Genomic DNA, 11798 nt, shown 5'->3' on the forward strand with positions numbered 1-11798 from the left:
CGGTTCGACGCGCCGGGCGTCACTCCCCGAACGCGCCGAGGCTCGACTGCAGCTCGCGGTCCGGCACCGCCTCGGTGAGCTCGTAGCCGACCAGCTCCCTGGCGTCGACGGCGTACGTCGACCCGCCGCGGGCTAACAGCAACACGCGCCCCTTCCACCCGCGCACCGTGCCGGCCGCCATCGTCTCCGTGACGGGCCGGTCTTCGAGCGTGACCCCGTCGTCGAACGCGAACCGTTCGATCGGGTCGAACGCGTCTACCAACCGCTCCCACCCGGCTCGGTCCACGTCGCGACCGAAGCCGGCGATCTTCGTCGGGACGCGGACGCGGTCGACCAGGTCGTCGCGCGCGGCGAGTTCGGCCTCAACCTCGCGGGCGACGCGCCCGTCCGGGTAGGTCCGGATGTGGACGGCGCGGTCGGCTCCCTGCTCGCGAAGCCGGGTTTCGAGCCGCCACAGGCGGGTGACGCCGACCTTCCACACGTCGGGCGCGAAGCCGGCGAGGTACACCGCGTGCTCTTCGTGACAGTCCATCTCGTCTTTTAAACACGTCCCCGTACAGCGGGCACACACCCAGACGTGGCTGTGCGCGTCGCAGTAGGGTGCGTCGGCGGCGTCGCAGGCGATATGGCGACCGTCGTGGACCGTTCCCGCACAGCGGCGGTCGCCGAGCCCGAACGCCAACTCGGTGCCGGGCGTCGCTTCGACGAACTCGACCGCGCCGCCGCTGGCGACGTGGAGTCCCTCGCCCGACTCGTAGCCGACGACTTGCACGGGTGTCACTACGCGGAGCGCCGACTTAGGCGCGTCGTCGCACCGGGCGTCCGGTCGGCGCCGTCCGCCGCGACACGCTACTCCGCCGGGTCGCCGTGAACCGCGCGCTCGACTGCCGCTTCGAGGCGCTCGCGGGTGCGATGGCTCGGCTCGGCGTCCGTGCGCACTTCGATCAGGTGCGAGCCGGGCGTCTCGCGGGCCTCGGTGAGCGCGTCGGCGAGCGCGTCGGCCGTCGCCGTCGGGGCCGTCGCCGCGCCCTCGGCGTCCGGTCGCGCGTCGATGCGGGCGTACGCCAGCCCGTGTAAGTCGGCCAGGGGCTCGAACTCGATCCCGTGCGGCGTCTTGAACGCCTCCGTGAACTCCGGCTCGAACGACTCGATGGGGAGCTTGTGGAAGATGCCGCCGCCGTCGTTGTTGATCAGGACGACCGTCGCGTCGACGTCGCACCGGTCGAGCGCCAGCAGGCCGTTCGAGTCGTGGTAGAGGGCCAGGTCGCCGACGACGAGCGTGAGGTCGTCGGTCGTCGCGGAGCCGGCGCCGAGCGCGCTGGACACGATCCCGTCGATCCCGGAGACGCCGCGGTTGCCGAGCGCGGTGACGCTCGTCGTCGTGGGGGAAACGAAGCGGTCCAGGTCGCGGACCGGCATCGAGTTGGAGACGAAGAGCGTCGCGGGGTCGGGGAGCGCGTCGGCGACGACCCGGAGCGCGTCGCCCTCGTGGAAGGGGAAGGGGTCGTCCGTCGCTTCGGCGTCCGCGTCTCGCCCGTGGATCGCCGCCGCGGTGCGGTCGGCAGCCTCCCACTGCGCGCGCCAGTCGCCGTCGCCGTCACCGCCGGCGACGAGCCGAGAGAGGCGGGCACAGAGGCGGCTCGGCTCGGCGACGACCAGATCCGTCGCCGCGAACTCTGCTTCGCGCCAGCGACCCGCGGGGTCGACCTGGTACTGGTCGGCGTCGGTTCCGGCGAGGTACTTCCGGAGTCGCTTCGAGGTGGGGGAGGCGCCGAGTCGGACGACGAGTTCGGGGTCGGTCCAGCCGTGCGACTCGCCGGCGACCGCCGCCGAGAGGTACGCGTCGTAGGCGCCGATCACGGGCGCGACGCGGGTGTGCCCGCCGAATCGGACCCCGGAGAGGGGGTCGGCGAGGATCGGGAACCCCGTCGCGTGCGACAGCGCCGTGATCGCCTCGGCGTCGAGCCCCGGCGGGTCCGCGGGGCCGGCGACGATCAGGCCGCGCTCGGTCGTCGACAGCGCGTTTGCGAGCCGCCGGAGCTCGTCGTCGCCCGGCGACGGCGATCCGGGTGTCACGTCGACGTAGGCGCCGTCGCGGCCGCGCTCGGCGGACGGGTCGAGGTCGGCCGGCACGTCGTCGGCCACCCGCGTCGGCTCCAGCGGCTTTTTAAATGGGACGTTGAGGTGGACGGGTCCGGGGTCGGCGCCCTCGGCGGTCCCGACGGCGCGCGCGACGGTGGTCCGAAGCGAGCGCAGCGCCCGGTCGTTCGGCGCCGGCTCCGGGAGGTCCTTATAAAACCGGACGGCGTCGCCGTACAGCTTCTCCTGGTCCGCGGTCTGGTTCGCGCCCGAGTCGCGCAGTTCCGGCGGTCGGTCGGCCGTGAGCGCGAGCAGCGGGACGCGGGCCTCGCTCGCCTCCATCACGGCCGGGTGGTAGTTGGCGGCGGCGGTGCCGGAGGTACAGATAAGCGGCGTCACCGTCCCGGTCCGGCGCGCGCGGCCTAAGGCGAAGTAGGCGGCCGAGCGCTCGTCCAACTGGGAGAACACTCGTAGCTCGTCGTTGCGCGCGGCGGCCATCGTCAGCGGCGTGGAGCGGCTTCCGGGCGAGGCGACGACGGCGTCGACGCCCGCGGCGACGAGCTCGTCGACGAGGGCGCGCGCCCACAGCGTGTTCCGGTTCGGCGCGGTCATTACGACCGATTGGAGGTCGGGATTTAAATACTCCCGCGGGTCGGGCGCGTCGGGACTGGGGACGGCGGCGGCCGCGCCTCCCCGGTGCCGCTCACCGCCGGTCCAGCCGCGAGAGCCCGTGCCACACCGCGTCGACGAGGCGGTCTTCCCCGTCGCCCTCCGCCGCTTCCCACCCGCGAGCGAGCGCGTCCTCCAGCACGGGGACGGGGTGGTTTTCGAAGTTGTTCATCCCGCGGAACGTCTCCAGGGCGTCGCGCTCGGCGTCGCCGAACGCCGCGTCGTCGCCCGCCCCGACTTCACCCGCGTCGAGGTACCCGAGGTCGACGAGCGCGGCCGACACCGCCGCCGCGGTCTCGCCGGTCAGTTCCCGGGTTTCGTCGGGCGACTCGCGCTCCAGCAGGGTCACGTCGTACAGCTTGAACACCCGCTCTAACTCGTCGATCGGCGCCTCGTGGTCGTCGACGCGCACGTCGACCCACCGGTCGTTGCGCCCGTCGTAGCCGCCCTCCGGCTTGGCGACGTACAGCGCCGCCGACTGCTCGCCGCGCTTGTCGCCGCCGGCCTCGTTGCCGGCGTGGAGCGCCGCGATCAGCCGTTCGGGGAGGCCGCCGTCGGTCGCCTCGAACGTCTCCGCCATCGCGTCGAGGGTGGCGGCGTTCTCCAGGATGTTACCTTGGACGGTGTAGTGGTCGCCCTGCCGGTCGCCGGCGTGGTCGTGACACTCGTCGCCGGTGAACGCCGCCACCGAGCCGTCGGCGCCGACGACGCCGACCTGTCGCGAGGGCGCCTCCTCGTCCTCGTCGGTGAGCCGCTCGACGACCGCGGGGGCGTCGTCGCCCTCGCGCAGGAGGTCGAGTCCGTCGGGTCCGTACGCGACGTTCGCGTAGCTCTGGGTGGCGATCGCGCCGGCGTCGGCGCTCGCGAACGGGACGACGGCGCCGACGCCGACGAACTTCGACTGGACCGCGACGCCGACGGCGTCGGTCTCCGGGTCGCGCGCGACGATCGAGAAGGTCGAGGGGCGGACTGGCATACGGTTCGGACCGTCGGGCGCGGGCGGCATAAATCCGGTCGGGTCGCCCCGGTTCGGGCCGCCTCGCCCGCGCGTCCGTTCCGTTCTGCAACGCTTATGCCCGCCGACCGACTTCTATTGGACATGAGCGACGACGACGCCGTCGACGTCGAGGTCGAGTCCCCCGACGACGCCGCGAGCGACGCGGCGCGAACGAACGGCACCGCGGACGCGGCGACAGAAGAACCGAGCGACGAGGGCGCCGGCGCGGAGGACGAAGCCGGCGTCAAGGATATCGCTGACGACCGCGAGGCGCTCGCCGCCGCCGTCGCCGAGCACGACGAGGCGCTCGCGCGGGAAGTCGCGGCCCTGGAGGCGGAACTCGACGAGACGCGCGACGAACTGTTAGACGCCGAGGCGGAAAACGAGGAGCTTACCAGCAAACTGGCGCGGGTCAAAGCCGACTTCAGCAACTACAAACAGCGCGCGAAACGCAAGCAAGACGAGATCCGCGAGCGCGCCTCTGAGCAGCTCGTCGAGCGCATCACCCCGGTCCGCAACGACCTCCTGCGTGCGCTCGACCAGGAGGCGGGCAGCGACCTCCGCCCCGGCGTCGAGTCGACGCTGGAGAAGTTCGACGAGGTGCTGGCCGACGAGGGCGTCGAGCCGATCGAACCCGATCCGGGCGAGGACGTGGACCCGGCCCGCCATCAGGTGATGTTGCGCGTCGAGAGCGACCGCCCCGCGGGCACCGTTCACGAGGTGTACGAACCGGGCTACGAGATGGGCGACCGCGTGATCAGGGAAGCGAAAGTCACCGTCAGCGACGACGAGTAACCCGAATTTCTCAGTCGGCGTCGGCTACGCGCTGTCGGTCACGCCGCCGTACGCCGCCGCCAACTCGTCGAGGTCCGCGTCCGGGGCCGTCTCGTGTGGCACGGACAGCGGCGAGACGGAGACCTCGCCGTCGACGACCGCGCGGCGGTCGGTCCCGACCGGGTCCGGTACGTCCTCCGCGTTCATCTTCCCCCAGATCGGGTCCGAGAAGGTGACGCGCCCGTTCCCGTCGTGAGCCGCCTCCATCCCGTACCACGGCGAGGGGTCGGTGACGCGCATCGGCGCCGCCGCCTCGTCGTCGCCCTCCGTGATCGGCGCGTTGATATTTAAATAGTCGACGCGCTCGAACGCGCCGGCCGCGGTCGCCTCCCGAATCAAAAATCGGGTCGCGCGCGTCGCATTCGCGAACTCGGGCGGCGAGAACTCCCGTTTCCACCAGTCGTCTCCGCCGGGCACGTACATCGACGCCGCGACCGCGGGCACGCCGAAGAAGGCGGCCTCGACCGCGGCGGAGACGGTTCCGGAGCGTCCGAGGGTGTACGCCCCGAGGTTCGCGCCCTCGTTACAGCCGGCGACGACCATGTCGGCGTCCGGGACCAGCGCGTCGAGCCCCGCGACCACGCAGTCGACCGGGGTGCCGTCGACGGCGTACCCCAGCTCGTGTTCCGCGACATCGACGCCGTCCGAGAGGGTGCGCCCGGTCGAAGACTGGTCGTCGGTGGGTGCGACCGCGACCACGTCGTAGTCGGCCGACAGGCCCTCGTAGAGCGCCCTGATACCGGCGGCGTCGATGCCGTCGTCGTTCGTCAACAATACGCGTTCGACACTCATACGATCTGTTCGGGCGGTTCGGGCAAAAGTCCACCGTCGCGAGGCGACGCGGCGAGTCGCCGGCCGCGCGCCGCTCCCGTTCCGAACCGCCGGCCGCGCGACGCCCCCGTTCCGAACGGAAAGGCCCACGTACCACCGGTCCGATCGCCCGGTATGGGATTCGGGGACACGGCAAAAAAGATTCAGACGCTCGCCGACAAGGCGGAGCGCACGTACCAGAAGATCAACGAACTTCGCGAGGAGGTCGAGACCACCCAGTCGACCGTCGTTGAGACCTCCGAGCGAGTCCAACTGCTCGAAAACGAGATGGCCGAACAGCGCGCCGTCCTCGACGCTGTCGCTCGCGGGGTCGGCGTCGACTTGGAGAGCGTGAGCACGGAAGCGCACATCACCGACGCCGAGGCGGCGGCGACGGACGGCGACGGCGCGGACGCGACCGCCGAGTCCGGCGGCGAGAGCGGCGAACAGTAAGACGCGCGCAGCGTCCGATCGGTCGGGGCGTCTCGGTCGCGTTCGCGTCGGTGCGGTGGTGCTTATTCGTCGGACTCGTCGGACTCGTCGCCGGCGTCGGTCGTTTCTTTCGCCCGCGAGACGACCTCGGCCGGCACGCCCGCGACCGTCGTGTCCGGGGGCACGTCGTCGGCGACGAGCGAGTTCGCGGCCACCTGCGCGCCCTCGCCGACCGTCACGCCCGGCAGGACGACCGCGCCGGCCCCGATCATCGCGCCCGCCTCGACGACGACGTCGCCGAGGCGGTACTCGTCGCGGAGGAACTCGTGACAGAGCAGCGTCGCGTCGTAACCGATGATCGCGTGGTCGCCGACCGTGATCCGCTCGGGCCAGAACACGTCCGGCGTCGACTCTAACCCCCACGCGACGCCGGTGCCGACCGTGACGCCGATCCGACTGAGCAGCCAGTTTTTCAGCGCGAGGCTCGGGCAGATCCGCGCGAGGACGATGACGACGTAGTTGCGAACGACGACGAGCGGCGACTTCGCGTCCGGCCACGACCACAGCGAGTTGCGCGCGCCGCCGGTCCGGTGTCGCTCCAGTCTGTCGGTCCGGGCGCCGCCGGGGGCCTCCTTGTCGGTTGCGGCGGCGTCGGACCGCCCGTCGTCGTGAGTCACGGAGGGTCGTTCGGGCGGCGCCGGTAAAAGGGTCGCTGCCGAGGCGGGTTACCGGCGGATCTCGGCCATGTGGTCGATCCGGCGCTGGACGAGGTCGGCTTTCCCCACGTCGTGGCGGATCCGGACTCGGTCGCCGGCGGCCGAGAGACCGTCTTCGGCCTGCGCCTCCGCGGCGGCGATGGAGTCGCCGCGGCCGACGACCGCGAACGCCCGCGAGGTGGTCGTGTACAGGCCGTCGTCCCGTTCGTCGACGCTGGCGTAGTAGAGGAGCGCGTCGCCGACGCTCTCCTCGTCGACCGCGATCTTCGCGCCCGCGTCGGGGTCGACCGGGTAGCCGTCCGGGACGGCGTACTTACAGACCGTCGCCTCGCCGGAGAAGCCGAGTTCGGGGAGCGGGTCCTCGTCGCGCGCGGCCGTGAGCACGTCCACGAACGGCGTCGACAAGGCCGGGAGCGTGTTCATCGCCTCCGGGTCGCCGAAGCGCGCGTTGAACTCGACGACCTTCGGCCCCTCGTCGGTGAGCATGAACTGGCCGTAGAGGACGCCCTTGTAGTCGGGGAGCGACTCGACGACCGCGTCCAGCACCGCGACGGCGGCCTCGTAGTCGCCCTCGGCCATGAAGGGAAGCGAAAGGCCCGTGTCCGAGTACGACCCCATCCCGCCGGTGTTCGGCCCCTCGTCGCCCTCGTAGGCGCGCTTGTGGTCCTGGACCGCGGGCGTCGTCCGCACGTCGCCGTTGGCGACGAACGCCTGAATCGTGAACTCCTCGCCGACGAGTCGCTCTTCGAGCACGACGCGCTCGTAGTCGGAGTCGCGGAGGTACGCCTTCGCGCCCTCGGCGTCCACCTGATCGCCCATCACTTTCACGCCCTTGCCGCCGGTGAGTCCGACCGGCTTCACGGCGAGGTCGCCCTCGTAGTCGTCGATGTAGTCGCAGGCGGCCTCGATGTCGTCGAACACCGCGTAGTCGGGACAGCCGGGGATCTCGGCCTCCTCCATGAACTCGCGCTGGAACGCTTTATCCGTCTCCAGTCGCGCTTCCTCGGCCTGCGGGCCGAACGCGTACACGCCGGCCGCGTCGAGCGCGTCGGCGACGCCCGCCGCGAGCGCGGACTCCGGGCCGATCACGGCGATGTCCGCGCCGACCGCGGTCGCGTAGTCGGCGACCGCCTCGGCGTCGGTCTCGTCTATCGTCTCGAACCCGTCGGCGAGGCGTCGAATTCCCGGATTGCGGTTGCTCGCGCAGGCGTACAGCGCACAGTCGTCGGCGACGGCGCGGGCAATGGCGTGTTCGCGCCCGCCGCCCCCCACCAGGAGTACGGTCTCCGTCATGTGCGACCGATAACTGCACGGTAGTGTAAACTTTGCTTTCTTTCTACAGCCGAATATCCACTATCTTGGATATGCGCTCGCGGCGGCGCTCGTGAGACGGGTTTTTGCCGCGCCGGGCCGAATCGGCCCTATGTCACAGCCGACCGAACGGAACCGCCTCGATGGGGAGGCGAGCCCGTACCTCCAGCAGCACGCCGACAACCCCGTCAACTGGCAGCCGTGGGGCGACGAGGCGTTCGAGCGCGCCCGCGAGCACGACGTGCCGGTGTTCGTCTCCATCGGCTACTCCTCGTGTCACTGGTGTCACGTCATGGCCGAGGAGAGCTTCGAAGACGAGTCGCTCGCCGCCGTGCTCAACGACGAGTTCGTCCCGGTCAAAGTCGACCGCGAGGAGCGCCCCGACGTCGACAGCACCTTCATGACCGTCTCACAGCTCGTCACCGGGGGCGGCGGGTGGCCGCTCTCCGCGTGGTGTACCCCCGAGGGAGAGCCGTTCTACGTGGGTACCTACTTCCCGCCGGAGCCGCGCCAGAACCAGCCGGGGTTCCGCGACCTCTGTGAGCGCATCGCCGACTCGTGGGCGGACCCCGAACAGCGCGAGGAGATGCGCCGGCGCGCGGACCAGTGGACGACGAGCGCCCGCGACGAGTTGGAATCGGTCCCATCCCAACCCGCCGGCGACGACGCGGAGGCCCCCGGCTCCGACCTCCTCGACGAGGCCGCGGCCGCCGCGGTCCGGGGCTACGACGACTCGTACGGCGGCTTCGGCAGCGGGGGCCCGAAGTTCCCGATGCCGGGCCGGATCGACGTCCTCCTGCGAGCGTACGCGCAGAACGGCCGCGACGCCGTCCTCGCGGCCGCGACGGGGACCCTCGACGGGATGGCCGCCGGCGGAATGTACGACCAGGTCGGCGGCGGGTTCCACCGGTACGCGGTCGACCGCCAGTGGACGGTCCCCCACTTCGAGAAGATGCTGTACGACAACGCGGAGCTGCCGCTGGCGTACCTCGACGGGTACCAACTGACGGGCGACCCCACCTACGCCCGCGTCGCGAGCGAGACCCTCGGCTTCCTCGACCGCGAGCTCCGCCACGACGACGGCGGCTTCTTCAGCACGCTCGACGCACGGAGTCGCCCCCCGGCGAGCCGAGGGGGCGGGGACGCCGACGTGGAGGGCGCGTTCTACGTCTGGACGCCGTCTGAAGTCGACGAAGTCCTCGACGAGCCCGCGGCGTCGCTCGCGAAGGACCGGTTCGGGATCGAGTCCGGCGGGAACTTCGAGCGCGGCACGACCGTCCTCACGGTCGCGGCGTCGATCGCGGAGCTCGCGGAGGCGCACGACATGTCACCCGAATCGGTTCGAGAGGCGCTCACGGCGGCCCGCGTCGCACTGTTCGAGGCGCGCGAGTCGCGGCCGCGCCCCGCCCGCGACGAGAAGGTGCTCGCGTCGTGGAACGGGCGAGCGATCTCCGCGTTCGCCGCCGCGAGCCGCGTCCTCGGCGAACCGTACGCCGACATCGCCAGCGAGGCGCTCGCGTTCTGTCGCGACCGCCTGTACGACGAGGAGACGGGCGCGCTCGCGCGGCGCTGGCTGGACGGCGACGTCCGCGGGCCGGGGTACCTCGACGACTACGCGTTCCTCGCTCGCGGCGCGCTCGACGTGTACTCGGCCACCGGCGACCCGGACGCGCTCGGCTTCGCGCTCGACCTGTCCGAGACGATCGTCGCCGACTTCTACGACGCCGACGACGGGACGATCTACTTCACCCGCGACCCCGCGGCCCACGGCGACCACGGCGACGACACGCTCTTCGCCCGGCCGCAGGAGTTCACCGACCGGTCGACGCCGTCGAGCCTCGGCGTGGCGGCCGAGACGCTCGCGCTCGTCGACGGCTTCCGGACCGACCGGGAGTTCGCGTCGGTCGCGGAGACGGTTGTGACGACCCACGCCGACCGGATCCGCGCCAGCCCGCTGGAGCACGTCTCCCTCGTGCGCGCCGCCGACCGCGTCGCCACTGGGGGAATCGAAGTCACCGTCGCCGCCGACGGGGTCCCCGACGCGTGGCGCGAGACGCTCGGCGAGCGCTACCTGCCCGGCGCGCTCGTCGCCCCGCGCCCGCCGACGGAGGACGGGTTGACGGCGTGGCTCGACCGACTCGGGCTGTCAGAGGCCCCGCCGATCTGGGCCGACCGCGACGCGGTCGACGGCGAGCCGACCGCCTACGTCTGCGAGGGGCGGACGTGCTCGCCGCCGGAGACCGACCTCGACGCGGCCTTGGAGTGGCTGGCGGACCGACGCCGGTCGGCGTAGCGAGGCGGACCGCGTCGCAATTATACCTCCGGGTCGCAATCTACCGGTATGCACGATTTCGTCGTCGTCGGTGCCGGCCCGCCGGGGTCGCGGTTCGCCCGGCGCGCCGCCGAGGCCGGCCGCGACGTCGTCGCCTTCGAGAAGGGGACCGTTGGGACCCCCCTCGCCTGCTCCGGTCACGTCTCGGACGACGTGTGGGAGTACGTGCCCGACGAGGCCCGCGAGGAACTGCTCCAGAACCGGGTGTACGGCGCGCGCTTCCACGTCGGCGGGCCGGCGTCGCGGGCGTACCCGTTTTATAAGACCGAGCCGGTCTCGAACGTCATCGACCGCGTCGGACTCGACCGGACCCTCGCCGACCTCGCGCGCGACGCGGGCGCCGACGTGCGGGAGAATCATACCGTTGTCGGCGTCGAGGAGCGACCGGATCGCGTCGTCGTCGAGGTGAAGACGCCGGGGGGCGACGTCGAGGAGGTCGAGGCGCGGATGCTCGCCGGCTGCGACGGGCCGACCTCGCGCGTCCGGCGGTCGCTCGATCTGCCCGAACCGGACGAACTGCTCCACGGCGTGTTGGCCTTCGACGACGCGCCCGATGACGGCGACCTCGTGGACGTTCACCTCACCGCGCCGACGTTCTTCGCGTGGCGGATCCCCCGCGGCCCGGCCGGCGTCGAGTACGGCCTCGCCGCGCCGCCGAGCGACGACGTGTCGGCCATGTTCGACCGGCTCACCGACGCCTACGACGTGACCACGGACCGGTTCTGTTCGGGCGCGATCCCGGTCGGGCCGCCGGACCGGGTCACGACCGACCGGGCGTTCCTGATCGGCGACGCGGCGGCACAGACGAAGCCGTTCACCGGCGGCGGCATCCTGTACGGGATGACCGCGGCCGACGTGGCGGCAGAGACGATCGACCCGACGGACCCCGCGACGCTCGCCGACTACGAGGCGGGGTGGCGCGACGCGCTCGAAATGGAGATCCGGCTCGGCTCGGCCGTCCGGCGGTGTTACTCGCTTCCGGAGCCGGTCCAGCGCGCGGGACTGTGGGCGCTGTCGGGAGAGATCGGCGTCCACATGGACCGGCCGAGTTCGTTCTTCTCGCCGGCGCACCTCAAGAAGCTGTTCTCGCGAACGACGCCCGAGGACGCGCCGCGGTAGCGCTCTCGGGGAGCCCTTCCGTTACGTTTCGACGACTTCCGCGAACGAGACGTTCTCGCGGACGCTCGTGATCTTCACGATCGGCTCGTCGCCCGGCTCGGAGTCCGGGACGATGACGACGTAGCCGCGTTCGATCTTCGCGATCCCGTCGCCTTTGTCGCCGAGGGTCTCGATCGTGACCTCTCGCACGTCGCCCTCGGAGACCGGGGGCCCCGACGCCCCGCGAGTCGTCTCTCGGGTCGTGGACGCGCGGCTCCCGCGGTCGCCGTTCTCGGAGACGGACTGGCTCCGTGCGCTGGACTCGCCGTCGACGGCGACGCTCGCGGCCTCCGTGCCGTCCTCGCGTTTGATGAGCGCGACGCGGTACGATCCTCCCGCCTCGACCGTGCCGTGTTCGATCTCCGTGGCGGGGATTCGGACGACGTGATCGTCTCCCCGCTCTTCGACGGTGCCGGTAAAGAGACACTTCAGCGAATCCGTGAGTTCGACCATGCCGCTA

At 71.6% G+C, this 11798-nt stretch carries 11 protein-coding genes; 4 read left to right on the forward strand and 7 right to left on the reverse strand.

From position 1 onward, the window contains the following. Positions 1 to 19: 19 nt before the first annotated feature. The 3 genes from DOS48_RS20075 to DOS48_RS20085 form a co-directional block, all read right to left on the reverse strand. Positions 20 to 772, reverse strand: coding sequence for a DUF2797 domain-containing protein (locus tag DOS48_RS20075; RefSeq protein ID WP_127117435.1), 753 nt, complete (start codon positions 770 to 772; stop codon positions 20 to 22). A 77-nt stretch (positions 773 to 849) separates the two neighbouring features. Continuing rightward, positions 850 to 2691, reverse strand: coding sequence for a 2-succinyl-5-enolpyruvyl-6-hydroxy-3-cyclohexene-1-carboxylic-acid synthase (menD, locus tag DOS48_RS20080; protein ID WP_127117436.1), 1842 nt, complete (start codon positions 2689 to 2691; stop codon positions 850 to 852). A gap of 91 nt (positions 2692 to 2782) precedes the next feature. Then, on the reverse strand, positions 2783 to 3724 hold the full coding sequence (locus DOS48_RS20085; protein WP_127117437.1) for a DUF1028 domain-containing protein: 942 nt from the start codon (positions 3722 to 3724) through the stop codon (positions 2783 to 2785). Between the two features lie 123 nt (positions 3725 to 3847). Between DOS48_RS20085 and grpE the strand changes: the two genes are divergently transcribed. Next, a complete protein-coding gene (gene grpE / locus DOS48_RS20090) occupies positions 3848 to 4540 on the forward strand; it encodes a nucleotide exchange factor GrpE (protein WP_127117438.1) in 693 nt (230 codons plus the stop codon). A gap of 24 nt (positions 4541 to 4564) precedes the next feature. On the opposite strand, the gene surE is transcribed toward grpE, so the two are convergent. Further along, the gene (surE, locus tag DOS48_RS20095) at positions 4565 to 5371 is read right to left on the reverse strand and encodes a 5'/3'-nucleotidase SurE (RefSeq protein ID WP_127117439.1); all 807 of its coding nucleotides are present in this window, start codon (positions 5369 to 5371) and stop codon (positions 4565 to 4567) included. Positions 5372 to 5524: 153 nt separating this feature from the next. Between surE and DOS48_RS20100 the strand changes: the two genes are divergently transcribed. Then, the gene (locus DOS48_RS20100; RefSeq protein ID WP_127117440.1) at positions 5525 to 5842 is read left to right on the forward strand and encodes a DUF5798 family protein; all 318 of its coding nucleotides are present in this window, start codon (positions 5525 to 5527) and stop codon (positions 5840 to 5842) included. Between the two features lie 62 nt (positions 5843 to 5904). Here DOS48_RS20100 and DOS48_RS20105 read toward each other — a convergent pair whose 3' ends face one another. Beyond that, positions 5905 to 6498 (reverse strand): acyltransferase, encoded by a 594-nt coding sequence (locus DOS48_RS20105; RefSeq protein WP_127117441.1) that lies wholly within the window; start codon positions 6496 to 6498, stop codon positions 5905 to 5907. Between the two features lie 48 nt (positions 6499 to 6546). After that, positions 6547 to 7830: a phosphoribosylamine--glycine ligase gene (purD, locus tag DOS48_RS20110; RefSeq protein ID WP_127117442.1), complete on the reverse strand. Its 1284-nt coding sequence runs from the start codon at positions 7828 to 7830 to the stop codon at positions 6547 to 6549. A gap of 130 nt (positions 7831 to 7960) precedes the next feature. On the opposite strand from purD, the gene DOS48_RS20115 reads away from it, so the two are divergent. Beyond that, positions 7961 to 10141, forward strand: a complete 2181-nt coding sequence (locus tag DOS48_RS20115; protein ID WP_127117443.1) for a thioredoxin domain-containing protein — start codon at positions 7961 to 7963, stop codon at positions 10139 to 10141. A gap of 48 nt (positions 10142 to 10189) precedes the next feature. Next, positions 10190 to 11299, forward strand: a complete 1110-nt coding sequence (locus DOS48_RS20120) for a geranylgeranyl reductase family protein (RefSeq protein ID WP_127117444.1) — start codon at positions 10190 to 10192, stop codon at positions 11297 to 11299. Between the two features lie 21 nt (positions 11300 to 11320). Here DOS48_RS20120 and DOS48_RS20125 read toward each other — a convergent pair whose 3' ends face one another. Continuing rightward, positions 11321 to 11791: a TRAM domain-containing protein gene (locus DOS48_RS20125; RefSeq protein WP_127117445.1), complete on the reverse strand. Its 471-nt coding sequence runs from the start codon at positions 11789 to 11791 to the stop codon at positions 11321 to 11323. Between the last annotated feature and the right edge of the window lie 7 nt (positions 11792 to 11798).

The organism is Halorubrum sp. PV6 (assembly GCF_003990725.2).
Taxonomy (GTDB): domain Archaea; phylum Halobacteriota; class Halobacteria; order Halobacteriales; family Haloferacaceae; genus Halorubrum.

Bases quoted from the DNA above. Each gene is read 5' to 3' on its own strand.
- DOS48_RS20120 (WP_127117444.1), top strand. From the start codon at position 10,190: ATGCACGATTTCGTCGTCGTCGGTGCCGGCCCGCCGGGGTCGCGGTTC.
- surE (WP_127117439.1), bottom strand. From the start codon at position 5,371: ATGAGTGTCGAACGCGTATTGTTGACGAACGACGACGGCATCGACGCC.
- purD (WP_127117442.1), bottom strand. From the start codon at position 7,830: ATGACGGAGACCGTACTCCTGGTGGGGGGCGGCGGGCGCGAACACGCC.
- grpE (WP_127117438.1), top strand. From the start codon at position 3,848: ATGAGCGACGACGACGCCGTCGACGTCGAGGTCGAGTCCCCCGACGAC.
- menD (WP_127117436.1), bottom strand. From the start codon at position 2,691: ATGACCGCGCCGAACCGGAACACGCTGTGGGCGCGCGCCCTCGTCGAC.
- DOS48_RS20125 (WP_127117445.1), bottom strand. From the start codon at position 11,791: ATGGTCGAACTCACGGATTCGCTGAAGTGTCTCTTTACCGGCACCGTC.
- DOS48_RS20100 (WP_127117440.1), top strand. From the start codon at position 5,525: ATGGGATTCGGGGACACGGCAAAAAAGATTCAGACGCTCGCCGACAAG.
- DOS48_RS20115 (WP_127117443.1), top strand. From the start codon at position 7,961: ATGTCACAGCCGACCGAACGGAACCGCCTCGATGGGGAGGCGAGCCCG.
- DOS48_RS20085 (WP_127117437.1), bottom strand. From the start codon at position 3,724: ATGCCAGTCCGCCCCTCGACCTTCTCGATCGTCGCGCGCGACCCGGAG.